Origin of the sequence: Thalassospira sp. GB04J01 (assembly GCF_000751115.1) — a bacterium.
GTDB classification, from domain to species: Bacteria; Pseudomonadota; Alphaproteobacteria; order Rhodospirillales; family Thalassospiraceae; genus Thalassospira; species Thalassospira lucentensis.
The window spans coordinates 424,949-449,218 of sequence record NZ_CCDX020000005.1; the positions used below are offsets into that span (position 1 = coordinate 424,949).

Consider the following 24,270-nt stretch of genomic DNA (forward strand, 5'->3'; position numbering starts at 1 on the left):
ATAGTGAGATAATTGATGCATGAAACGCATCAATCTTGATACAGACGAACTCCGCTCTTTCTGCATTTTGGCAGAAACCGGCAGTTTTCGTCAGGCGGCTCAACGTCTTGGTGTTTCTGGCTCAACGCTAAGCCGACAGATCAGCCGCCTTGAAGACCGCACGCAGGCACGTCTGTTTGACCGCGACACCCGCAATGTTGCCCTTACCGATCAGGGCCGAACCTTCCTCAGACTCGCCGAACGTGTCCTAAACACCACAGAATCTGCCTTGGCAGAGTTCGACACCTATCTCAATACCCGACGCGGCAAGTTGACAATAGCTGGCCTGCCATCGGTAACAGCCGGGCTCCTTCCGCCGCTGATTTCCGACTTTATGGATGCCCACCCCAATGTCGATGTCCAACTCAATGACATGCTGTCCGAAGGTGTCCTGCGTGAAGTTGAAATGGGCCGGGCCGACCTTGGCTTTACCGCCGGCGTGGTTGAAAACAGTGACAATCTTTCATTCCAGCGCCTTCTCAGCGACAAGTTCATTGCCGTCGGCGCGCCCGACAGCTTTCTAAAAGAAAACCGCACCTACCACTGGGAAGAAATCCTGTCACAGCCAATGGTCGCAATGTCGCGTGAAACAAGTGTCCGTGCTCTGATTGATGCGGCCTGTGCCCAAAACAGCCTGCTGTTTCGCCCCCGGTTTGAGGTCGCCCATCTCGCCACTGCCGGTGCGCTTGTCTCACAGGGCCTTTGTATCACCGCCTTGCCCTCCTTGACCTTGCCGGTCCTTGGGCGTTCGCCCCTGATATTCAGGCCCCTTGAAAGCCCGGTTCTGCTGCGTCAAATTGGCTTGATCTGGCGATCAGGTCGGACGCTGCCACCAGCCGCACAGGCTTTCCTCAATCTGGTCCGAAGCCGTAATCTAAGCGCCCGGGCCCCCAGCTCGACCATTGAAAACACTGTTTTATCTCCAACATCATAACTGTGCAAAAAGCCACGGCACACTTCAGTGGACTGTTTTGACACTCAGACGAACGCGCATTTTCACCTCAAACCACAACCCAAAGGCGGCCTGACCCACGCTTTTTGATGATTATACTTCTGTTACCATTCAGAGGCTGGTCAAGCACCGTTCCCTATGCTAGCAAGCAGCACACCATATCATAACGCTTCAGGACCGGAATTTATGGCCGATTACGATGTCAAGCCGCTGATAACGGCGGACGAAATTGCCACCAAGATTGATGCACTTGCCGCCCAGATCAATGAAAGTTTCAAAGACACTGAAAAGCTGATTGTCGTTGGTTTACTGCGCGGATCTTTTGTTTTCATTGCCGATCTGGCCCGCAAACTGACCGTCCCGGTCGAAGTTGATTTCATGGTCGCGTCAAGCTATGGCGACAGCACCGAAAGCTCGCGCAATGTGCGCATCATAAAGGACCTTGATGGTCAAATCCGGGGCAAGGATGTGCTTCTGGTCGAAGACATCATTGATACCGGCTATACGCTTTCCGAAGTTGTTCGCCTGCTCAACACCCGCGATCCCAACCGTCTGGAAATCTGCACGCTTTTGAATAAGCCGTCGCGCCGCGAAGTCGACATTCCGATTGGCTTCTGTGGCTTTGATATTCCCGATGAATTCGTGGTTGGCTATGGCATTGACTATGCCCAGAACAACCGCAACCTGCCCTATATCGGCACGGTGCATTTCCACGGCGAATAAGCCGGAAGAACTTCCAAAGACTAAAAAAACGGCGGGAAGCTTATGCTATCCCGCCGTTTTTGTATCTTCATCTGGGTCGGTATCTTGCTCTGGCTTGGGCGCCGGCTTGGACATTGGCCTGTCAAACACGCCCAGCGCCTCCAGATCCGTCATCATCTGATCGAACCCGGTTTGCATGTGGGGCTTGTTGCCCTGTCCGGTCGCAAAGCCGGTCGTCGCCGCATGGAGCAAAAGATCAAACAACACGTCATCTTCGCTACGCCCCGCTTTTTGCGGTGCGTCGGCTGTCTGTTTGGCAATGCCTTCACCCGGATCGCGTTGCGCCATAATGGCAAGCCCGACCAGTGCGATGACGATCAACCCGCCGCCAAAGGCAACGGCTGCGGCAATCGCACCAAATTTTGCCGCCACGGCCATAAAGGCCGCTGCCAGCAAAAAGCCGATCCCGATCAGAAAGGTAAGCCCGATCACGGCAAAAACCGCAAGCCTTGCGGCCGCGGCCTTTGCCAGATCGGTTATCAGATCGGTCAGTTTCTCAATTAACTGATCGATCATTTCTGAAGCAGACGACCAATCAGCATGCCCACACCAAATGTCAGTGCGACAGAGGCAAGCGGACGGTCGCGGACATGATCCACGGCTGCGTCGCGCGCATGATCAAACTGGTCACGCGCCTGACCGGACACCTCGCGGATGCGTTCTGCTGCGGCCTGCGTTCGGCTATGTGCCGCATCGCCACCCATCGTTTTCAGGGTCTTGGTAACTTCAGCCAGATCTTTGCGAAGTGCATCGACATCGGCCTGAAGTTTTGCATTTTCAGCAGTCGTCTCGGTCTTGGTCACCATGGTTTTCTCCTGTTGTCTTGAAAACTGCAACACACACCTAACGTGCGAGCCCGGCAATCAGTTCCCCATTCAATTGTGATCTTTTGCGGGCAATGATGAAAACCGGCCTGCACATTTCACCAATCCCCAACAAAACCGCGCCCTACAAAGACAAAACGACCCGCGTGGGCTGCGGGCCGTTCATCAGGGCGTGCTGCAAATCAAATGCAACACGCTCTACCTATCGGAAATTCTGGGCGGAATGGAGCATACGAATGCTCCTCGGGGGTGGGCATCCCCGTTACGTCAATTGGTTCAGACCCTAGTAAGGCAAACCGACGTAATTTTCCGACAGGGTGGTCAATCCTGCTTTTGACGACAGGATATACTGCAACTCGGCCTCACGAATGCGGCCTTCAAACTGGTTATGATCATCAAAGGTATGCAGCATCGAGGTCATCCACCACGAAAACCGCTCTGCCTTCCAGACACGTGCTAAAGCCGTATCGGAATAGGTCTCAAGCAGGTCAGATCGATTGTTTTTGTATTTCGCAATCAGCGCTTCTGACAGGTAATGCACGTCACTGGCCGCAAGGTTAAGCCCCTTGGCCCCGGTTGGCGGCACAATATGGGCGGCATCACCGGCCAAAAACAAACGACCATGCTGCATCGGCTCGGCGACAAAGCTGCGCAGTGGCGCGATGCTTTTTTCAAACACCTCGCCCTCATTGACCAGCTCGGCGTCTTCTTCGCCAAGCCGGATGCGCAGCTCATCCCAGAAACGGTCATCGGACCAATCTTCGATCTTGTCAGAACTGGGCACCTGCACATAATGGCGCACCACCGTTTCTGATCGCATCGAACAGAGCGCAAACCCACGGTCATGCTTGGCATAGATCAGCTCATCGGCCACCGGTTTGGCATGGGCCAGAATACCCAGCCAGCCAAACGGATAAACTTTTTCAAGCTCTTTCACACCCGGCATCGTTTTGCGCCCGACACCATGGAACCCGTCGCACGCCGCAACGTAATCACAGGTCATCTCGACCATATTGCCGTCTTTAAGGTATCGAACACGCGGCTTATCGCCCTCAATATCGTGCAGGCTGACGTCTTCTGCCTCAAAAACAATCTCGCCACCATGGGCAAGACGTGCGGCAATAAGGTCCTTGGTGACTTCGGTTTGGCCATACACCATCACCGTCGACCCACCGGTCTGTTCTTCGATGTTCACATGGGTGCGCTTGCCGTTCAGGCTGATATAGATGCCGCCGTGGATGATGCCTTCTTTTTTCATCCGCGCATCAACGCCAACCCGTTCCATCAGGCCAACCGTCCCCATTTCCAGAACGCCCGCACGAATGCGGCCTTCGACATAGTCGCGGCTTTTGCGTTCAAGGATCACCGACGAAATGCCCTGCACATGCAACAGATGCGACAACAGCAACCCGGCCGGGCCTGAACCGATGATAACGACGGGGGCATGCATGGCGTCTTCCTCACAAGATCATTGTTTTTCTGTTCCTGCTTGAATGGAACAAGAACAATTCTATTGAGGAAATACTACGCCTGTTGGCCTGCGGGCAGAATGGACAAACCGGGATAATAATTGGACAATTCGAACATCTATGACGTGACAGTTATCGGTCAGGAACAAAATGGTTTTCGCATCGGCCCAACGTCTCGATTTGCGACAATAAAACCGCAAACAGTCATCTGTCCCCTGTTGACGGGGCGTGAACTGACGCAAGACATGCATGCCATTTATGGCACAATTCCTGCCCCGCATCGGACGCCATATAGCGGTCGAATTCTTCCCAAAGCCGTTTGCCGTCAGGATGTTGACGTGAAAACAGGATAAACATGTCGTCTGTTTTTATCGGCTCTGACGCACCGTAAAGCGTGGCGGCCTCGTCCCCAAGGAAATGCACCATATCCGAACGGCCGACTTCTTCTTCTTCAACAAAGACATCAGCCCGCCCTGCATTGAGGAACCGCCACGCGGATTCCGGATTGGTGACGATATCTGCATCAAGTCCCAGCCGTTTATAGGCTTGCTCATACCAATAAGACCCCACGCCAACCGGACGCAGGCCAAGTGTCGCGATATCGCGAAGGGATGAAATATCCAACCCGCCCGGAAACCGTGATTTTTTGTAAAACACCTTTTGATAGGCGCGCGCAATCGGGTGATCGGGAACATAAAACACAGCGGCCCGATCAACCGTCGACAGCCACGAAAATGTCCCGACATAAATCCCCTGCCGGGTCTGCTCATACGCGCGCTGCCACGGCAGGAATTCAAGCCGAACTCGATATCCCATGGCCTTGAAAACATCCATGACACGCTTGGAATGAATGCCGAAATTTTCGATATTTTCGCCAATCATCGGGGCCCATTCCCCCACAGCGAAAACAACCTCAGACACCACGGGTTGCGCAGGCTTGCCACCTTCGGCCCGAACATCCTGTGTCGCACTGCAAAGGCTCCCGGCACACAGCAAGACAGCCAGAAGCCAGCGTCTCAATATCATCAACGGCCCTCAACTGTTATGGCATCTATAACCGGCCCGACGGCGTGTTCCATGCGCTGTCGCGCGCCCCGTCATATGGATGGAAACTATAAAATATATGGGTCATCGTGTCGGTATTTTAAAGCTAACAGAACCAACCATGCCGACACAATCAACTCTACCGCAATACGCATTATTTTTCATCAAAACAACATCTTGCATAAAATTTAACCTTCCGACTGTCGCACTGCCACAATCGCTGTGCTAAGCTGCTGTTATGGCCGCGCGTTAACGGTCACCCGACAGTTTGAAAAAACCGCAACAGAACGGGACGATGCAACAAACACGTACCATCGCCATTTTTACCGACCTTGACGGCACCCTGCTTGATCATGACGACTATCGCTGGGATGCGGCCCGCCCGGCCATAGAACGCATAAGATCGCTCTCGATCCCCTTGATCGCCGTGTCGTCAAAAACCCTTGCCGAGCTTGACCATATTCAGATGAATTACGGCCTGTTTGACGGCTTGATTGGCGAAAATGGCGGGGTCATCTCACTCGATGGCGAGGTTGAACAACCCGGTCCATCATCGCAAACCATTGATTCCGCCCGCGACGCAATCATCGCCGCCGTGAATGTCCCATTGGGCAGTTTTCGCACCGTCCCGCCAGAAATGATTGCGACAGAAACCGGACTGACGCTTGATGATGCCATCCGCGCCGGACAACGCCATTGCTCCGATCCGTTGATCTGGCAACCAAGCGAACAGGACATTGAAATCGCGACGGACATCGCCAGCCAGTTTTCGCTAAAGCTGGTCAAAGGCGGTCGGTTCCATACCCTGTGTGGCCCATCAAACAAGGGGGCCGCAATGAAGCGAATGCTTGAACGCCTTGTGGTCTCGGGAAGACTGGGTGATGGTGATGGTAATGGCGATGGCGACACCAATACCGCCATCACCACGATTGCGCTGGGCGATTCCGCCAATGATATCCCGATGCTGGCCGCGGCAGACATTGCCGTTCAAATCCCGCCCAAGCGCGGCATCCGCTCCGAACCGCTTTTGACACATTCCGACCTTCGGATTGCGCCCTATCCCGGCCCGGAAGGCTGGAACGCCGCACTGCAGTCCATTCTTGATCAAATCATCAATACCAATAAGAAAAGCGAGGTACTTCATGGCTGATTTCCATCAGGGCGGCCCGATCACGACCCTGCACCGCATTCTTGACCGCAATCCCGAAGAACTCGCCTATGAAATGAGCGCCTTTGCCCGGCAACGGCGTCAAACCCTGATCCTGCCGTGCCTCTATTCCGAACTCGAAACCCCGGCCATGACCACCATTGTCGAGGGGCTTAAACAAGCCACCTATATTGATCAGATTGTCGTCGGTCTTGATCGCGCCAATGCACAGCAATATTTGCACGCGCGCGAATTTTTCAAAGACCTGCCGCAACATGTGCGCATTCTGTGGAATGATGGCCCGCGCCTGCGCGGCGTGCATGACCGGCTGGCCGAATTTGATCTGGCGCGTTATGAACCGGGCAAAGGCCGCAATGTCTGGTACTGCATGGGCTATACACTGGCATCGGGCCGCAGTTCCGTCATTGGCATTCATGATTGCGACATCGCAACCTACACCCCGGACCTTCCGGCCAAACTGATGTACCCGATTGCCAACCCGGCGTTTAACTTCGCCTTCGCCAAGGGATATTACGCCCGCGTTGCCAATGGCACGCTCAAGGGTCGGGTCTGCCGACTGTTTGTCACCCCGCTGATCCGCGCGCTCAAACAGGTTGTCGGCAAGACCGATTTCCTTAATTACATGGACTCATTTCGCTATTCGCTGTCGGGCGAGATCGCCATTCGCACCGATGTTGCCTATGGCCTGCGCGTTGCATCGGACTGGGGGCTTGAAGTTTCGATGCTCTCGGAAATGTATCGCAACCATACGGTCCACCGTCTGGCCCAGGTCGATATCGCCGATATTTATGATCACAAGCACCGCGATTTTGACCCCGCCGAAAAAGATGACGGCCTGTCACGCATGGCAAGCGACATCGCCAAATCGCTTTTCCGTAAACTGGCCACACAGGGCACCATTTTCTCGCACGAAACCTTCAGAACGCTTAAGGCAACCTATTACCGCATGGCCCTTGATCTGATCGAGCAATACCGGGCCGATGCCATGTTCAACGGGCTTAAAATCAACCGCGACGAAGAAGAAAAATGTGTCGAGGTATTGTCCGAAGTCATCATCAGTGCCGGTCAGCACTATCTTGAAAACCCGCTCGAAAGCCCCTTCATCCCAAGCTGGCAGCGGGTTGAAAGTGCCATGGGCGACATTTTCGAACATCTTTCAGCGGCGGTCGAAGATGACCTCAATGACATGGACATCGGCAAATCTTAAGTCCATCTGCGGTAAAAGAATCACGGCATTTGAAAAACGGCGAGAAAGACCTGAAACACGTCTTTCTCGCCTTTATTTTTGCGCAAGACAGGCAGCACCAACCGAACCCAGCGATGCCAGTCCGCATCTAAAATCCGCAACATATCAAGTTTGGGGTGTTCTGTTGTCCGTGCCACGGACATGGCCGCATGCAGGTTGGTCGAAAAATGGCTATCAAGCTCACGGGCAAAAGCCCCGCGCCAAACCTCGCCGGTCAAGGCAACAAGGTTCTCCCCCTCCAGCATCAATTGGTAATCGTCTATATCGGGGTGATAATCATAAATGCTCAGATCTTCGATCCAAGGGGCGAGATGTTGTGCGTTGAAGTCATCGCGGGTTGGCAATGCGTCCGCCCTTGCATGATCCGACCAAAATCCAAGCAACCCGCAGGCAGATTCCGGCGCATCAGCAGGCAAGGCTTCCAGCGGGAACTCCTTGTCCATGATCGTATGCATCCTCGCCATTGTTCAACTTTCAAATGCAATGCATTGGTTCATACGCGAACCGCACACCAAGGATTTGATCAATCGGATCGCCGAACCGGTCAAAGGTTTGCACCGGCAACAAAACCCGAAGCCACTGCCGCGGTTCACCAGAAGCACTGACGATGCGGACGTAATGGAATGTCGGTTTTTTTTGCCGCATGGTCTTAAGCAAGGCCGCCATCAAGCAGGTCCCGTATTTAAGATCAATTTCGCGCGGCGTGCTGTTTTGAAAACTTTCGCCGTTGTTCTCAATAATTGTCGGCGCATCAATCCGCACCAGAAAATCTTCTCTGATTGGCTGATACTCATAAATGCAAATATCATCGCGCCACTGACGCAACCGTTCCGCGCTTAAAACCGTGCGTGTCGGAAGTGCGCCATTTTCCATCTGCGCACAGGCATCGCGCCACGCATCGACAAAGCAAATAATTGACTTGTCGATATCGTCCGGAAGACCCGACAGTTCAACGTCCGTTGATTCCAGCATACCGTGCCGCCAAGCTAAAACTTCTCCCACAAAATTAAGTGGGCAAGCCGCTACTTAAGAACAAGTGCATGCACGCAAAATAGGTTTCTTTTCAAGAAAGAAGACTTAACGCCCACGATAGAAAAAATAGGCAACAAGTATCTGAAGGACTGCCTTCCCTGCACGGTCGCGTGTTTGCACCGGCAACAACAGCCGAACCCATTCTTCCCAAACTTTTCGCTCCACACCGATGATATGGAATGCCGGCTGTCTGCTGTCGATGACATCGAGAAGCGTGGCATGCACCCGCGTGCCAAAATCAAGATCAATCTGGTGCGGTGAACACCCCTGATAATTCTCGCCACTCGCCGCAATCATGTTTGGCGCATCAATCCGCACAACAAAGTCGCGCCGATCGGGAAGATACTCATAGATACCAATGTCATTGATCCACAGCGAAAGGGTGTCGCTGCTAAGATCTTTTCGGTCGGGAAGTGCATTCCCGCATGTCGCGGCCCGCCACACGTCGAACAGTTTGTGCACGCGATCAGGCACATCTTCGGGCAAACGGTTCAGACGGGTTTCCTGCGCATACGCCATCGCGCATTCTGTCCTTTAGTATCTCAAACCAAGTAAAAGGGGGTACACGAACCCCTCCTAACCGCGCAATCGGGATTAGTACCTATACCGGTAAATCATGATGTAATGATTTCAATCTGCACAGCCCAACCAAAAGCAAACGATGACGCAACACCTCTATCGTCACAGATCCCAAGGCAACTGAGGCAGATTGGGAAACTTCAACTCCGAATAGGCTTTACGTTTCATCAGCGCAGTCGCATAGACGGTTTGTTCTTCGCTCTCGGTCGCAACCTGAAAAACAGCAAGGTTTTCCTCTGCACTAAAACCTAGTTCAACAAAGCCTGCTTCCACCATGCCGGACTCTATCCGCACAAGATCATAATGCTTGAAGACGTCTTGACTTTTACCCGCCAGATTAACAGCCCAGTAACCGCACAAAGATGCATCATCAGATATACCAATAAAAGTTACTTCACCGTCAGGTTTCAAAGACAGAAAATAAAGCAGTAATTCATCGGCAAATGGCTTGGTCCTTGGGTCGTTGACCTTAATACCCGATACACCTGAGAGCCGCTCTGCTGCCTTCGTGATTTTTGCCAAATCACCAATGTTGGGCAGACACACGTCATCAAGCACCTGTAAGAAAATATCCTTTTCCTCGACATCAGGATTGGCATTTTGCTTCTTAAGCATACCAATAACGTTGGCAGATAACTCACTTTCTGCTCGAAATGCTGTCGGTGTCATAAACTCAACCGCATCAAGCGATTTCCCATCATCCGTAATTTGCACGAACTGCTTAACAGGAAGGTTCAGATCGTTGCTAAACCCGTAATAAAGATCCTTCATTTTCACGAAATCGGATGACAGCTGCATATCTTCCATCTCAAGATCATATGTAGCTGCCAAGGTGTCAGGGAAATTGATCGAACGCACGGTTATAACGCCGCAAGTCTCGCCCGCTCTTTGTGCGATAACCCCCGCAAACCGGCCATTCAAACCTATTGGATAAATGGTCGCAGTTACCTGTTTGATGCCGATGTAAGCATCTTCGGTACTGGGGTCCTTAATGCTGATTTTACGCGCGGCGGCATCAATTGCCGTTTCATCACCCAGATTGGCAACGCATACGTCACTCATCGCGTTGAGCAAAAAGTCTTTTTGCGCATTCTGGGCACGCATTCTTGCAGAATCGCTACCACCTGTTGTCTGGCACCCGGCCAAAACCAGTAACGAAGCGACAATTCCCCTCGAAATGCGCATCTCCAGCCCCCTGACAGAATGATTGATTTACGTAAAAAGACACATCAAGCAAACCATATCGACTTCAGATTGCAAAGAACAAATGCCATCACTGGAAATGCCAAACGCCCGGATCAAACACCTAGACCGGCATCGCATCGCGGTACCGCTGCAACAATCGGCTTTCGGTGCGGTTACGCCCATCCAGATTGGAAATCCAGACGATCTGATAGGGTGCGAGCGTCATGATGCCATCGTAATCCTCGATCACTTGCTGGGTGATCAAATCCTGCCAGCCTTCGGTCATGATCAGATTGATCTTTGACAGATCAAGGTTCTGTGGCCGCTCGGTCAGGTTGAACACACAGAAAATGCTCTGCTCATTCAAATGCGACTGACGCCAAACGCCGAGTAATTCCGACCCAAGGTTCAGCGTATATTGCGTCGCATTGGGATGGAATGCCGGCTGTCCTTGGCGGATCGACATCAATGCACGCAATTGATCAAACGCCGATTTTGCCGGACCTTCATCCGTCAACGTTTTTTCCGCATCTTCAAGCTGCCAGATCTTGCGATTAAGGCGGCGCGGAATGCCGGTGTCCTCAAACGCCCCTTGATCATTTTCGGTCGCCAGAATGGTCTGAACGTAAATTGCGGGAATGCCTTCAAGCGACATGGCAATCGCCTGGCTCATCACAAACCGTTCCAGCCCCATGCGCGCCTCACCGGCGAAATTTTCCGCCAGCATGCTAAACAGCGTGACATTCAACTCATAAGGCTTCTGCCCACCGCCCTTAAGTGCACGGTAACTGACCTGCCCGCCCATCTTGACCGCATGGTCTTTAAGCCCGTCGATATCCGCATCCGGGATCAGGTTTTCGGCCGGGCGCAAGCCAATGCCATCATGGCTGGCGGTAAAGTTAAAGAATGTACAGCCCGCCGGGGCCGGTGGCATCGCCATGATGCATTTGCGGATATAATCGCTGCGCCCGCTCAGCAACGCATGAATGATCACCGGGGGCAGCGAGAAATTATAAATCAGATGCGCTTCGTCCTGATTGCCAAAATACGACAGGTTTTCGAGCAACGGCAAATTGGTCTCGGTGATGAAAATCGCATCGGGATGCACCGCCGTCGTCGCTAGTCGCAACGCCTTGATGATCTTATGGGTTTGCTCCAGATTGATCGACGTCGTGCCTGCTTCTTTCCAGATAAACCCGATGGCATCAAGCCGCACGACGCGCACCCCGTGCTTAAGGTACTCCAGAACGATTTTCAGGATTTCAAAGAAAACATCCGGGTTGCCGTAATCCAGATCGACCTGATCATAGCTAAACGTGCACCAGACGTGTTTTTCACCATCCTTGGTGACAACATCATTGAGCAACGCATGGCTGCGCGGGCGGACAACATCGGATAAATCATCGTCCGGGCTGGCGGTCTTGATGTAATCGACCCCCGGCTTTTCCCCGACCAGAAACTGCTGATACCACGGATGGGATGCGGAAATATGGTTGGCGACAAGATCGGCCATCACGGTCGCGTTTTTCGACAATTCATGCACGTCATCCCACGTACCAAGCTCCGGTCGCAGAACCGTAAAGTCACTAACGGAAAACCCATCATCGGACGTAAACGGATGAAACGGCAGGATATGCACCCCGGTCAACCAGTCTTTCAGCCATTTTTGATGAAATTCACCAAGGCTTTCGATGCCGTTTTTGCCCGCCTGTGAAATGCTGTCGCCATAGGTAATCAGAAACGCATCGCGCTGATCCCATTTACGCAAATATTCTTCGCACGGTTCCGGCCCGTCGCCCTCAATCGGAAGACCCAAAACCTCAAACACACGGCGCACCAATTCGGCTTGATCATGGCCGGGATAGACATCCGCAAGCAGGTTGCGCATCGCACTGGCAAACGCAATCCGTCCTGATGTTCCGACAACACGATCCATGGTGGCTCCTTCCGGGTAGGCAATTCAAATGGTTAGCCCAATGAAATAATGAAATTGCCCGCGATGCAAGCAGGCATTTTATTGTGATCGAAAACTGCGCAGACTTTAATCACACAATCAACTAACACATTAAAAAATTTGATTTTCCATCACCTAGCATGAGTTGGAGAATAAAATACCAATTGAGGCGCCTAAACCCACCCATACGATTCTACTTCAGAAATCCAAAAACCCTCGTCTGCCTATCGAAACCAAAAAGAAGTCGCAGAATAAAAGGCCGCCAAACCAGTAGTGGTACTAAAAAACCGATAAAGGCAAAGAAGGTAATTGTTGGAAGGATAAAACTGTGGGACGGGTCCTCAGTATGGAAGTAGGCCATTAGAAAGAATGGCCCCAACCAATGCATCCAAAACAAATGCCATTTTGGATCTGAACGCCGCTGCCACCCGCTTTTAGTCGGTTTGCAGGTGATGTAACGCATTCCAAGCCTACGACGCGGGCCGAATAGACAAAACACACTAAAGATAGTGGCGACACTACAATTCAGCCAATCCGTCGACGGCAGCAGATCATTATAGTCAAGATAACCAGCGATTATCGGCCATAATACTAAACTGACGCCACAATACTTGACGACCTTCAACTTATAAAAGGCAACATACCTTCTTAGCGCCGAGTACTTCACAATTCCCCCTAGAATCGGCATAGCATACCCAACCGATAGAAGAGCATTGATATCACTCAAAGTGCAAGGGCGTCGACTATCTCGACACCCTTGCAAGAAATACTTTGCGGCTCCCCTTGCTACGGCGCAATCGTCACTTCAACCAGCGCATGGGTGCGATGGGTATCGATATGTTTGATCGCCTCGCTCAAAATCCCCGGCAAATCTTCGGCCCGTTTTGCCTTGGCGACCCAAGCACGGCTGGCCTCGGCGACCTTGGTGAAATCCGGGTTGGGTTTCAGGGCGGTCAACGGCATTTCATTGGTTTTCGAGGCGTAGCCATCGGGGCAAATCCCGTTGACCGACTGGCGCACCGCCCCACCATTCATTGTTATTGAGCACCAAAATCAGGATCGGCAGCTCCAACGCCTCCGCAATTTGATGGCACGCTGTCGGGCTTGTAAATCACGTTTTCCGCCCCTTCGGCCCCCATGAAAACCACAACAACCCGTGCCGGTATATCGCCGTCATTGATCCCTTCATGCCAGTAATCCATGGCTTCCAGCACCCCTTCTCCGGCATGATACGTCGTCTTACCGGCGTCGCCGTAATCAACCGTGATCTGCCCTTCAAGGATGTATCCATATGTCGGAACACCATGTTTGTGCCAGCCGGTTTTCTGCCCCGGCGCCATGGTGGCTAACATCGACTTGATCCGGGCCTTGCCCTTGGGATAGCTCACCTGCTCACCAACAAAGTTCACCCCGCTATCGAGCAACGGCACCCCGTCATGCACATCAATCGCGGGCTTGGATGCCGGGGTCAGATGACCAGCTTCTGCTCGCCCTGAACCGCTGTCTTTTGCTTTTGTCATAACGCCCAGAATCCTGTGTTTTTTTGACGACCTGTCATACCTTCTGCGATCATAAAGCCAAGACAATCCAAATACATAAAAAAAGCGGGCACCGACGATCCGCTGCCCGCTTTCATCATTCCAGACGTCCGGCCTTACGGCGCAATCGTCACTTCCACCAGCGCATGGGTGTGGTGGGTATCGATGTGTTTGATCGCGTCGCGCAAAATTCCCGGCAAATCTTCGGCACGCTCGGCCTTGGCGACCCATGCGCGGCTGGCCTCGGCGACCTTGGTGAAATCCGGGCTGGGTTTAAGCGCTGTCAACGGCATTTCATTGGTTTTGGACGCATAACCATCGGGATAAATCCCGGTGACCGAATGGCGTACCGCCCCCCATTCATTGTTATTAAGCACCAAAATCAGGACCGGCAGCTCAAGCGCCTCGGCAATCTGATGGCACGCCGTCGGGTTGGCAAACATATATGATCCATCGCCCATGGTCGCGACCACAAGTTTGTCCTTATCAGCCAACTGATAGCCCAGCGATGCCGGGAACGACCAGCCAAGCCCGCCCGAATGCGGTTCCTGAAACCAACTGCTGTGTGCGGACAACGACAATGGCTCCAACGGGCAGCCAAGCTCGGAAAACACCGTTGCCGGACGGCTGGCAATCGCTTCGGACAAGCAACGCGACACATACCCCTTGCTCATCGGGTCCACCGCCCCGGCATCGGCCATGGCCAAAGCCTTCTTCCGGGTGTCGGCATTGATCGCCGCAACCTTGGTCCGACGAGTGGCACAGGCATCACGGCACTCACCCTGCCGACGATCCAGTGCCTCGGCCAGCATCATGATCACATCGCCGGTTTCCCCGGCCAATGAAATATCGGCGGCAAAATTCCGCCCCGGGAACCGGGAATACAGCGGATTTTGCCCGACCTGCACCACCTTGCAATCATCCCGCAACGCATGGATATCGGGCGACCACGGGGCCAGACAATCAATCACCACCACCGCATCGGCATCCTTTAACCATGGTGCTGGGTCCATGCCCGCAAACATCGGATGTTCGGTGCCGATTGCAAGCTGGATCGCCCAATATTGCACGACGGGAATGCCCCACTGATCGACCAGCGCGCCAAACCGGCCAAACGCCTCGGCGGTGCCCGTGCCGCGCTGGGCAATGATCACCGGGTTCTTGGCCTGTGCTAAAACATCAGCCGCCGCCTCAACACTGGCTTGCGGCGGGGCGACCTTAACCGGCTGCATGCGAAGCGGGCTGTCAATCTGATCACTTGGGCAGGGTTCACACAAAACTTCACGCGGCAGGCTGACATAAACCGGCCCCTTGGGCACCGAAGACGCAATCGCATAGGCCCGATCGACCACATCGGGCACCTGTTCGGGGAATTTAAGCTCGTACTCCCACTTGGTTGATTCCCGGACCAGCGCCCCCTGATCGCGCATTTCCTGCCCCCAGCCAATCGGCACGGTGCGCGCACCAAGGCGGCCCTTTTCCATCACCGGGGTTCGGCCCGACATCAGGACAATCGGCACATGTTCGGTCGCGGCATTGATCGCGCCAATCGCACAGTTGGCAAGACCCACATTGGTATGCGCCATCACCGCCTGCGCCTTGCCGGTCGCCAGGTAATAGCCATGCGCCATGCCCATCGCGGCATTTTCGTGCGGCATCACCAACGCATGGGGAAGGTCAATGTCCTTGGCTGCCGCCTCGGCCAGCCCTTCGATGATCGGCGGGAAATCCGTGCCCGAATTGGCAAAGATATAATCAATGCCAATCGCCTTCATCCGCGCCAAAACCGCTCCACCGGCGGTCAGGGTAATGCCCGCGGTTTTTTCCATGTCGTTTTTCATCAGACGCCTTCTTGCAATATTGCTATATTTGAAATATGATTTATAATATAGTTTATTATTGAAATCCGGCTGGCGTCAAGTGCGGCGACCGGCACCCCGTTATCGCCCCCCTGTTATCGACCCTGCTACGTGAACGGAACATCATGACCAGTCAACTCAACGGCTCTGTGCTGAAGGCGTTTAAAATCCTCGATCTGTTTGCGGCGGGAAAAATCGAACTGACCGCGCAGGAAACCGCCGATGCGCTTGGCATTAACATGATCACCGCCCACCGGTTTTTGCACACGCTGGTCCATGCCGGGGCTTTGCGCGTCACGTCACGCGGGGTGTTTCGGTTGGGATACATGTTTGCTGATTTGGGCCATCGGGTGATGCGCGATGGCAATCTGGCGGGTCTGTTGCAACCGATCCTTGATCAACTAGCGCGTGATACGGGGGAGGCCTGCATGGCGACCGAGTTTGATCGCGATATGGCCGTCTGCATTGCCAAGGCCCTGCCCGACCGACCGCTCTATGTCGATATCCGCATCGGATCGAAACTCGATGCCTTTTGCACCGCCCATGGCAAACTGTGGCTGGCCCATATGATCCCCGCCGATCAGGATCGCTATTTCGCCAAGGCCGATCTTACCCGCATGACAGATCACACCCTCACCGACCTTACCGCACTCAAATCCGAACTTGCCCAAATCCGCAAGGCGGGCTTTGCCACCAACAATGGCGAACGCGAACACGATATTTACGCCATCGCCGTCCCCATCACCACGCTTCATGGCACAATGGTTTCGGCCTTTTCGGTGTTTGGCGCGTCGCCCGCCTTGCTCGATCAAAAACGCGACACGTTGTTAAACGCATTGACGCAGGCCACCGAAAACGCCCAGCGCGCGCTGCACGGAAAAGATTAAGCCGCATAAAAATTGCCAATATCGTTCAAGACGCGCCCGCCCACTCCATGGCACTCTTGGTCCCAAAAGTTGATCCAAACTGCTGACCAAAACCGCTTATTCAAAACGGGGCGTAACAGATCGGGCGCATCGACGATGACGGAAAATCTTCTTCTTCTCTGGCTGGCGGCCTTGCCCCTGATGGGCAGCCCCGGCCCCGCCACCATCAGCCTGGCCGCAACCGGCTCTGCCTTTGGGATACGGCCGGGCCTTGGCTATTTGTCGGGCATCATCATTGGCACGACGTGCGTTTTGCTGCTTGTCGCGACCGGGGTCGCCACCGCCCTGATCGCTCATCCCATTGCCGGTCATATCCTGACCGCACTGGCAACGATCTATATTCTGTATCTGGCATGGAAAATTGCCACCGCCCCGGTAAACCCTGCACGATCTGCGGACAAAACCCAACACCCCCGCGAAACCGCCGCGCCCGACTTTCGGGGCGGACTGCTGTTGGCCATCGCCAATCCCAAGGCCTTTGCCGCCATCGGCGCGGTCTATGCCAGCCATCACATCGTGCAAAACTCTGTCTGGCTGAATAACACGTTTAAAATCGCGGCTTTGACGCTGGTGATCGTGCTGGTCAACACAACATGGCTGATCTTTGGCGCTGGGTTTTCCCGCCTGCTGTCTGATCCGCGCGCCGGGCGAGCAATCAACATCATCTTTGCCCTGATGCTGATTGCATCGGTCAGCACGGCATTGTTGTCTTTGCCATAATTGCCATCGCTGACCTGTATCACACGGCACAATCCGCACGGCTAAGCCGCGCAGGTTTGATCGCCATCGTCTAAAAACAGCTGCATGGTCACCAGATCAAGCCACCGGTCAAACTTGCGTGCGACTTCTTTTGCGTGCCCGACCTGCTCAAAACCAAAGCGCGCATGGAACCGGATCGAATTCAGGTTTTCCGCATCGATACCGCCCACCATGACATGCAGCCCCGCCTCTTTTGCCAACTCAATCAGCGCAGCAAGCAACGCCCCGCCGACCCCGGCACCGCGATGACTGGCATCCACATGCACCGAATGCTCCACCGTAAAGCGATATCCCCACCGCCCCCGCCACGGGCCATAGGAGGCAAACCCCACAACAGCACCGCCCTCTTCGGCCACAAGAACCGGAAACCCCTGCTGCACGCGCCCCTCAAACCAGTCAAGACGCTCTTCAAGGCTGGAGGGCTGATCATCGTAAATCGCCGTGCTGGTCAAAAGCACCTGATTATAGATTTCAAGGATCGCCGGAAGATCCCCCTTGGTCGCTGTGCGAATATGCATTTTCGCCTCCTGCATAGGTCATAAGGAACATGTTGCAGGATTACGTCCATTATAGTAGACAGTCAATGTTGATTTTAAATGGAATGTGGCAATACATGACGATCATAGAAGACGAATCTACCACATGGCTTTCGGCCCGCATCCGCCGTGAACGCGAGGCCAAAGGCTGGTCGCTTGGCCAGTTTGCCGAGAAATCCGGTGTCTCCAAAGCCATGATCAGCAAAATCGAACGCGGCGAAGCCAGCCCAACCGCCACCGTGCTGGGGCGTCTTTCCGGGGCACTTTCCCTGACGGTATCGGCATTGCTGTCGCGCAGCGATCCCGTCCATCACGGTGTGCGCCGTCATGCCGACCAACCCGTCTGGTCCGATCCGGCAACCGGCTATGGCCGGCGTCAGGTCCTCTCGGGTCACAACATGCCGCTGGAACTTGTCGAAGTTGACCTGCCCGCCAGACAACAGGTCGCAATGCCCGCCTCGGCCTTCACCTTTATCCGTCAAACCATCTGGGTTCTTGACGGATCACTGCTGTTTCACGAAGGCGACCGGGTCCATCACCTTGATACCGGCGATTGTCTGGAACTCGGGCCCCCGCAAGATTGCATGTTTGAAAATAAAACCGCTGAAAACTGCCGCTATCTCGTCGCGGTCGTGCGCAGCGCCTAAGTCCCTTTACGGTGCCGATGGCGCGGATTAAGCCACCGATGTTGAGTCCGCATGATCCACCCGGCGCACCGCCCCGGGCGACATGCCCGTCGTGCGCTTGAACGCCCGGCTGAATGCTGCGACTGAGGCATAGCCCAGCCGGTCGGCCACTTCATCCATCGGCAGTTTTTCGCGCCCGATCCACTGGCTGGCCAGCCGCATGCGCAAGTTCGTCAAATATTGCTGCGGCGTTGATTGCGTCAGTGCGACAAACCGCTCGGCAAAAACCGACCGCGACATGCCCATTTCGGACGCCATATCGGCCACCGACCAATCGCGCCCCGGCTCCTTATGAAGGGCCGCCAAAACACGCGCGAGCTTCGGATCACGCACTGCCTCGACCCAGCCACACACATCACATCCGGCCTCGACCCAGCGGCGCAGGATGGCCGCGGCCACCACATCGGCCAGCCGGGTCAGGATAACCCCATATCCCGGCCGCTTGGATTTAAGTTCGGCGGTCATGACATCAAGAATGGCCGGGATTTGCGGGTCATGATCGGGCACGGTTTCAATATGCATGACCTCGGGCTTAAGATGTGCCAGCGGATGCAACCACCCCAGATCAAATTCCATCGCACAGCTGAAAATCAGGTTGTCCTTTGTCCGGCACACATCCTTTTCACAGGCCCGGATTTCAGACGCCACATCACACAGATGCACCTTTTCAAATGCCTCCACACTGCGCAGCGCAACCCCGTCCTTGCTGTATAAATCATGAATGCCCGCACAGGGCAGCAACACCGCATCCCCACAGCCAAGCGTATGTACCGCCCCGCTTTTGGTCCGCAAATGCACCGTCCCCTGCCCGATGAAATGCAGCCACGCCCGGCAATCTTCCTGATCCTCCCCAAACCGCAGCCCATAGGGGGCTGAAATCTCGATCCGGCGGTAATCAAGCCCGCGCAGGCGCACGCCCGACAAAAGCTCGCTGACCATATCGTGCCCGTTCGCATCAAAGCCGCCATCATACTGGCCTTCGATGTGCGTGGACGGGCTGTTAAACGCGGCATTGGCAATGGGGGACATGGCACTCTCGGACGATTGATCAATAACTTCGGACAAACTGCCATAGAACGTCCGACCCGTCCAGTCTATCTTGGGTGCAATGCACAAACATAAGGGCCGTGGTCTTCCCGGTCCTCAAGCTCAAAGGATCCCCCATGAGTGAACCACAACCCCTTCCCCAGCCCGCGTCTGCGGCCTGGGGGGCCGTTTTCTCCATGACGCTTGGCGTGTTCGGCCTTGTCACGGCTGAATTCCTGCCCGTCAGCCTGCTGACCCCGATTGCCCGTGACCTTCAGGTTTCCGAAGGACTGGCCGGACAGGCGATTTCAACCACCGCCATTTTCGCCCTGATCACAAGCCTCCTGATCGCCACCGTCACCCGGCGCTTTGACCGCCGCCATGTTTTGCTCAGCTTCTCGGTCTTGCTGATCCTCTCAAGCATCATTGTCTCCATGGCCGAAAACTTTGCCTTCCTGCTGGTCGGGCGCATCCTTCTGGGCGTTGCCCTTGGCGGGTTCTGGGCGATGTCGGCGGCCACCGTCATGCGTCTTGTCCCGGCAACAGACATCCCGCGAGCGCTGGCCATCATGTTCAGCGGCGTTTCAGCCGCCACCGTGTTTGCCGCCCCGGTCGGAAGCTACCTTGGCGATATCATGAGCTGGCGCAGCGTCTTTTTGCTCACCGCCGGTATTGGCGCGCTGACCTTTATTGCCCAGTTCGCCACCCTGCCGTCCCTGCCCCCGCGCGGTCGCGCAACACTTCGCGTTCTGGTCGATCTGGTTCAGCGTCCGGGCATGAAGCTTGGCCTGTTTTCACTGGTCCTGATCATCACCGGCCATTTTGCCCTGTTTACCTATGTCCGCCCGTTCCTTGAAAACGTCACCGGCGTTGCAACGGCGGGTGTTTCGGGCGTGTTGCTCGGCTTTGGCCTTGCCAATTTTGTTGGCACCTATCTGGCCGGATCGCTGATTTCACGGTCGCTGCGCATGACCATTGCGCTGATGCCGATGATCATGGGGCTGTGCGCACTTGGCATGGTTGGCATTGACGGCGCGCTGAACCCGACCATCGTTCTGGTCGCAATCTGGGGCATGGCGTTTGGCGGTGTTCCGGTCGCATGGTCGACCTGGATCACGCGCACCGTCCCTGACGAAGCCGAAAGCGGCGGCGGATTGTTTGTCGCCGGTTTCCAGACCGCAATCGCCAGCGGGGCCGTGATTGGCGGGGTGATCTTTGATTATGTTGGATCGCTTGGCGTGTTTAGCATCGGCGGCATTATCCTTGTCGGTGCGGCGATCTTCGCCACTGTCGTGCTCCGCTCCCCGGCCGTCACCCCGGCGACCGAACAAGCCTAGCCCCCCTCGCGTCCACCAACGCAAACACACCACGACAAACCAAAGGGCAGCGGAACCAACCCGCTGCCCTTTCTGATTCTGCTAATGTCCAACCACCCCTAAAAACCCCGTCATTCCCGCGCCAGGCGGAAATCCATCGCTCACCCCCATATCGCACTGCACCAGCCCGCCAACACCACCGTGCGGTTGGTCAGGTACCATCACGCTGCCTTCACTTGCTCAAAAAATGCACGCGGAGGTTAACTTGAAGCAGCTACATTTCGACTAAATTGATTTAGAAATCATAACATTATTCAACAAGCGCCGATCATTGGCACGGTAACCGGCTGGGCCAGCAGAATGTGATCGCGATTTAAAACATGCCCCACTCTCACCATGATTTCAGACAACGGACATCTCAGTCCGGAACGCCTTGATGGCGCGATGCGATCAATTGCAAAGGGAATTTCAGGCAATGAATACAATCTTACTTGTCGTTGTGGTGCTGCTGCTTCTCGGCGGTGGCGGTGGATATTTCGGCTACGGCGCATATGGCGGTGCCGGACTGGGCGGTGTTCTCGGTTTGGTTCTGCTGATCCTCATCGTGCTCTGGGCTGTCCGCGCCTTCCGGGGCCGCGCCTTGTGACCATCCCCCTTCGCGATTAAAGCCGTCACCAAGTCAAACAGCAAAGCCCGCTGACCTACGAACGGCACTTGGCACTTGGCACTTGGCACTTGGCACTTGGGCGACCTGAACTGAATTGTCTCTCACAGCGGCGAAACGCTGGTGTGCACCATAAGACTTCATATCATTCAGAAGGACTGCCACCATGACAAACATCCGAAAAATACTGATTGCGCTCGTCCTCACAGGCACGACCGCCCTGCCACTCTCGATCGCCACGGCCCCTGTTGCACAGGCGGCATCGGTCGAAGAACTCAACACTGAGTCAAACCAGTCACTGCAAAAGCTTTACGACACCAACCCACTCGCCAAGCAGCTTTCTGAGGATGCGAAAGCCATCCTGGTGTTCCCGAGCATTATCAAGGCAGGCCTTGTCTTTGGCGGAGCTTATGGCGAAGGCGTCCTTCTTGAGGACGGTAAGATCGATAAGTATTACAACTCCGTTTCCGCCTCCTGGGGCCTTCAGGTTGGCGCACAATCCTTTGGCTATGCTGTGTTTCTCATGACCGACAAGGCCATCAACTATCTCAACGAATCCAAAGGTTGGGAAATCGGCGTTGGGCCAACCGTGGTCGTGATGGACGAAGGTGCCGCCAAGAACCTGTCCTCATCCACGCTCAAGGATGATGCCTATGCCTTCATCTTCGACCAAGAAGGCCTGATGGTCAGTGTCAGCATCGAAGGCACAAAGATTACCCGCATCAAACAATAAAGCCTTGCCGCACTTTGGCTTGAGCATCAAACCACGGCAACATTCATCGGTGCGCATGACGGGCCGTGATCCATCCCCAAAGGACATGGATCACCTCAAAACCCGTCATCGCACCGCAAGGCCAGGCCCCCTAAAAGGGGACTGTCCCCTTTAATCGTTTATTTTACCCGTGCCACAAAATCACCACAGGAAAATTTGGAACGTTATCAAACCGCAGCCGTTGGTGGGGTGTAATGCTCGACATCAATGAAAGGAGCGACATTATGCCTGCGATTGATACCGCAAAGATTCTGATCCTCGCCACCGATGGCTATGAACGCTCGGAACTGCGCGTTCCGCTTGAAAAGCTCTCGACCCAGGGGGCCGATGTTAAAATCGCATCGCCCAAATCGGACCCGATCAAAAGCTGGGACGATAAAAACTGGGGCGACACGGTCGATGTCGATGTCGAAGTCAAAAATGTCGATATCGCCGACTATGACGCGCTGGTCATCCCCGGCGGGCAGATCAACCCGGACCTTCTGCGCAATGACGAGGCATCGGTTAGTCTGGTGCGCGAATTCGTCGCCTCGGGCAAACCGGTCGCCGCGATCTGTCATGGCCCGTGGCTTCTGGTCGAGGCTGGCGCACTACGCGGTCGCCGCGCCACGTCCTATAGCTCGATCAAAACCGACCTTCTCAATGCCGGCGCGCTCTGGCAGGACGAAGCGGTCGTCTGCGAGCAAGGGATCGTCACATCGCGCACCCCCAATGACCTTGACGCCTTCGTCAGCAAAATCGTCGAGGAAGTCAGCGAAGGCACCCACCACAGCCGCGCTGCCTAACCCCACCAAACCTGACACAAAACCAAAACGGACGGAGGGATATCCCTTCGTCCGTTTCCCGTTTCAAATCCCACCGGATGCGCCACCGCACGCGCCCCCAACCACACACCCCGCCAAAAACCCCGTCACACACCCCGGCCACAAACCCCGCCACAAATCCCGTCATTCCCGCGCAGGCGGGAATCCATGTGTCAAAGCGCGGCAAACATTCGTAAAAATGATCATCACTTGCTAGAATATGGCTCTCAAACTGACGTTGAGCCATCGGGATGAAATTTTGAGGGAGAAAGACAATATGACGAGGCACATTATCACGATACTCATGTGCCTTCTTCTACCAATACTCCCGGCACTGTATTTCATATCATACAGCCATAACGGCTTATTATCGTGGAGCTTTTTCACTTCTTTTTCGCTGTTTAATTTATATATTGCATTGGCTTATCGACTTGGATTTCTCGATACCTCTACCCGGTTCAGTCTTTATACAAAAAGACACATCATGCTTTGGGTAAATTTGGTTTCTTTCTCATCGTTATTCGTGCTGGGGATTTTTTCTGAAGATGTGAATGGTGTTTTCTGGGGGAATTTCGGAATCATTCTTTCCTATTTCATCTTTAAGGGAATGCGTATCCGAAGGTGATTGGTGCAAGATACTTTCAAAGCAGCAGAATAGAGAGAACAGAAGGTTATCCTTGCCGCCTCGCCCGCTATCTCCTACTTTGCCTAGAATAACATGCTCTATCTTACGTTATTGATCGGCGCTGTGCCCATACCGCTTCATGAAATCTCCACTGGACTGATCAAGCCATAACAGTGAATCAAAATTTACAAAGCTTGGGAATCCCCCCAATCAGATCAAATATCGAATAGCTTCACAGTTTTTAGAATTTTTATGTGTGATTGACGGGCTCAGAATTTGTCATAGTGGGGAACTGAGCAGATACTGGTGGCACCCTTCTAAGATTGGCCACGAAACGTAGAAAAAATGTAACCGTCAAGCCTATATAATAGACATTACAATATCAAATACTGGCGAATATTTAAGGTGGAATATCACGGTGACTTGAAGTATTTAACGGCATAAATTCAGGTAAAATCTATTAAATATAGACAATATATAGTTTAGAAATAAAATGAAAAATTTAT

General features: G+C 54.1%; 25 protein-coding genes. 11 read left to right on the forward strand and 14 right to left on the reverse strand.

All coding sequences use genetic code 11. The annotated features are described in order from the left end of the window. Nucleotides 1-19: 19 nt before the first annotated feature. Both AMM48_RS03515 and hpt read left to right on the forward strand, forming a co-directional pair. The gene (locus AMM48_RS03515; RefSeq protein ID WP_102782912.1) at nucleotides 20-973 is read left to right on the forward strand and encodes a LysR family transcriptional regulator; all 954 of its coding nucleotides are present in this window, start codon (nucleotides 20-22) and stop codon (nucleotides 971-973) included. A gap of 204 nt (nucleotides 974-1,177) precedes the next feature. Further along, the gene (gene hpt / locus AMM48_RS03520) at nucleotides 1,178-1,714 is read left to right on the forward strand and encodes a hypoxanthine phosphoribosyltransferase (RefSeq protein ID WP_102782913.1); all 537 of its coding nucleotides are present in this window, start codon (nucleotides 1,178-1,180) and stop codon (nucleotides 1,712-1,714) included. Between the two features lie 45 nt (nucleotides 1,715-1,759). Here the strand turns inward: hpt and AMM48_RS03525 are convergent, their stop codons facing one another. From AMM48_RS03525 to AMM48_RS03540, 4 genes are all read right to left on the reverse strand, one after another. Further along, on the reverse strand, nucleotides 1,760-2,269 hold the full coding sequence (locus AMM48_RS03525; protein WP_102782914.1) for a hypothetical protein: 510 nt from the start codon (nucleotides 2,267-2,269) through the stop codon (nucleotides 1,760-1,762). Further along, nucleotides 2,266-2,559 (reverse strand): DUF883 family protein, encoded by a 294-nt coding sequence (locus AMM48_RS03530; RefSeq protein ID WP_102782915.1) that lies wholly within the window; start codon nucleotides 2,557-2,559, stop codon nucleotides 2,266-2,268. Before AMM48_RS03530 ends, AMM48_RS03525 begins: the two co-directional genes overlap by 4 nt. Nucleotides 2,560-2,860: 301 nt before the next feature. Then, complete coding sequence (pobA, locus tag AMM48_RS03535; RefSeq protein ID WP_102782916.1) at nucleotides 2,861-4,027, reverse strand: 4-hydroxybenzoate 3-monooxygenase; 1,167 nt, start codon at nucleotides 4,025-4,027, stop codon at nucleotides 2,861-2,863. A gap of 223 nt (nucleotides 4,028-4,250) precedes the next feature. Next, nucleotides 4,251-5,072 carry a hypothetical protein gene (locus AMM48_RS03540; RefSeq protein WP_102782917.1) on the reverse strand — a complete coding sequence of 274 codons (822 nt, stop codon included), beginning with the start codon at nucleotides 5,070-5,072 and terminating at the stop codon, nucleotides 4,251-4,253. 313 nt (nucleotides 5,073-5,385) lie between these two features. Between AMM48_RS03540 and AMM48_RS03545 the strand changes: the two genes are divergently transcribed. Beyond that, on the forward strand, nucleotides 5,386-6,240 hold the full coding sequence (locus AMM48_RS03545; RefSeq protein ID WP_102782918.1) for an HAD hydrolase family protein: 855 nt from the start codon (nucleotides 5,386-5,388) through the stop codon (nucleotides 6,238-6,240). After that, entirely contained in the window at nucleotides 6,233-7,465 is a 1,233-nt protein-coding gene (locus AMM48_RS03550) for a glycosyl transferase (RefSeq protein ID WP_022732530.1), read from the forward strand. The genes AMM48_RS03545 and AMM48_RS03550 overlap by 8 nt, the downstream gene beginning before the upstream one ends. A gap of 20 nt (nucleotides 7,466-7,485) precedes the next feature. On the opposite strand, the gene AMM48_RS03555 is transcribed toward AMM48_RS03550, so the two are convergent. The 8 genes from AMM48_RS03555 to AMM48_RS03595 form a co-directional block, all read right to left on the reverse strand. Next, complete coding sequence (locus AMM48_RS03555; protein ID WP_102782919.1) at nucleotides 7,486-7,947, reverse strand: hypothetical protein; 462 nt, start codon at nucleotides 7,945-7,947, stop codon at nucleotides 7,486-7,488. A 31-nt stretch (nucleotides 7,948-7,978) separates the two neighbouring features. Beyond that, nucleotides 7,979-8,476, reverse strand: a complete 498-nt coding sequence (locus AMM48_RS03560) for a hypothetical protein (protein ID WP_102782920.1) — start codon at nucleotides 8,474-8,476, stop codon at nucleotides 7,979-7,981. Nucleotides 8,477-8,581: 105 nt separating this feature from the next. Continuing rightward, a complete protein-coding gene (locus AMM48_RS03565) occupies nucleotides 8,582-9,055 on the reverse strand; it encodes a hypothetical protein (protein ID WP_102782921.1) in 474 nt (157 codons plus the stop codon). Between the two features lie 162 nt (nucleotides 9,056-9,217). Then, nucleotides 9,218-10,300: a hypothetical protein gene (locus tag AMM48_RS03570; protein ID WP_146030365.1), complete on the reverse strand. Its 1,083-nt coding sequence runs from the start codon at nucleotides 10,298-10,300 to the stop codon at nucleotides 9,218-9,220. 121 nt (nucleotides 10,301-10,421) lie between these two features. Next, on the reverse strand, nucleotides 10,422-12,236 hold the full coding sequence (locus AMM48_RS03575) for an alpha-amylase family glycosyl hydrolase (RefSeq protein WP_102782923.1): 1,815 nt from the start codon (nucleotides 12,234-12,236) through the stop codon (nucleotides 10,422-10,424). An 804-nt stretch (nucleotides 12,237-13,040) separates the two neighbouring features. Further along, nucleotides 13,041-13,289: a hypothetical protein gene (locus AMM48_RS03585; RefSeq protein ID WP_244271105.1), complete on the reverse strand. Its 249-nt coding sequence runs from the start codon at nucleotides 13,287-13,289 to the stop codon at nucleotides 13,041-13,043. Between the two features lie 2 nt (nucleotides 13,290-13,291). Beyond that, entirely contained in the window at nucleotides 13,292-13,774 is a 483-nt protein-coding gene (locus AMM48_RS03590) for a cupin domain-containing protein (RefSeq protein WP_158246416.1), read from the reverse strand. 134 nt (nucleotides 13,775-13,908) lie between these two features. Beyond that, entirely contained in the window at nucleotides 13,909-15,633 is a 1,725-nt protein-coding gene (locus tag AMM48_RS03595) for a thiamine pyrophosphate-requiring protein (protein ID WP_102782926.1), read from the reverse strand. 143 nt (nucleotides 15,634-15,776) lie between these two features. Here AMM48_RS03595 and AMM48_RS03600 point away from each other — a divergent pair, with 143 nt between their 5' ends. After that, nucleotides 15,777-16,538: an IclR family transcriptional regulator gene (locus AMM48_RS03600; RefSeq protein ID WP_102782927.1), complete on the forward strand. Its 762-nt coding sequence runs from the start codon at nucleotides 15,777-15,779 to the stop codon at nucleotides 16,536-16,538. Nucleotides 16,539-16,673: 135 nt separating this feature from the next. Next, on the forward strand, nucleotides 16,674-17,297 hold the full coding sequence (locus tag AMM48_RS03605) for a LysE family translocator (protein WP_102782928.1): 624 nt from the start codon (nucleotides 16,674-16,676) through the stop codon (nucleotides 17,295-17,297). A gap of 41 nt (nucleotides 17,298-17,338) precedes the next feature. Here AMM48_RS03605 and AMM48_RS03610 read toward each other — a convergent pair whose 3' ends face one another. Continuing rightward, on the reverse strand, nucleotides 17,339-17,854 hold the full coding sequence (locus AMM48_RS03610; protein ID WP_102782929.1) for a GNAT family N-acetyltransferase: 516 nt from the start codon (nucleotides 17,852-17,854) through the stop codon (nucleotides 17,339-17,341). 95 nt (nucleotides 17,855-17,949) lie between these two features. Here AMM48_RS03610 and AMM48_RS03615 point away from each other — a divergent pair, with 95 nt between their 5' ends. Then, nucleotides 17,950-18,519: an XRE family transcriptional regulator gene (locus AMM48_RS03615; RefSeq protein ID WP_102782930.1), complete on the forward strand. Its 570-nt coding sequence runs from the start codon at nucleotides 17,950-17,952 to the stop codon at nucleotides 18,517-18,519. Nucleotides 18,520-18,546: 27 nt separating this feature from the next. Here the strand turns inward: AMM48_RS03615 and AMM48_RS03620 are convergent, their stop codons facing one another. Further along, nucleotides 18,547-19,587 carry an AraC family transcriptional regulator gene (locus AMM48_RS03620; RefSeq protein WP_102782931.1) on the reverse strand — a complete coding sequence of 347 codons (1,041 nt, stop codon included), beginning with the start codon at nucleotides 19,585-19,587 and terminating at the stop codon, nucleotides 18,547-18,549. A 134-nt stretch (nucleotides 19,588-19,721) separates the two neighbouring features. Here AMM48_RS03620 and AMM48_RS03625 point away from each other — a divergent pair, with 134 nt between their 5' ends. From AMM48_RS03625 to AMM48_RS03640, 4 genes are all read left to right on the forward strand, one after another. Then, entirely contained in the window at nucleotides 19,722-20,921 is a 1,200-nt protein-coding gene (locus tag AMM48_RS03625) for an MFS transporter (RefSeq protein WP_102782932.1), read from the forward strand. Nucleotides 20,922-21,375: 454 nt separating this feature from the next. Beyond that, a complete protein-coding gene (locus AMM48_RS03630) occupies nucleotides 21,376-21,546 on the forward strand; it encodes a DUF3309 family protein (protein ID WP_102782988.1) in 171 nt (56 codons plus the stop codon). Nucleotides 21,547-21,730: 184 nt separating this feature from the next. Continuing rightward, nucleotides 21,731-22,297 carry a YSC84-related protein gene (locus AMM48_RS03635; protein WP_102782933.1) on the forward strand — a complete coding sequence of 189 codons (567 nt, stop codon included), beginning with the start codon at nucleotides 21,731-21,733 and terminating at the stop codon, nucleotides 22,295-22,297. Between the two features lie 263 nt (nucleotides 22,298-22,560). Then, nucleotides 22,561-23,121, forward strand: a complete 561-nt coding sequence (locus AMM48_RS03640) for a type 1 glutamine amidotransferase domain-containing protein (RefSeq protein WP_022732544.1) — start codon at nucleotides 22,561-22,563, stop codon at nucleotides 23,119-23,121. The last annotated feature ends 1,149 nt before the right edge of the window (nucleotides 23,122-24,270 follow it).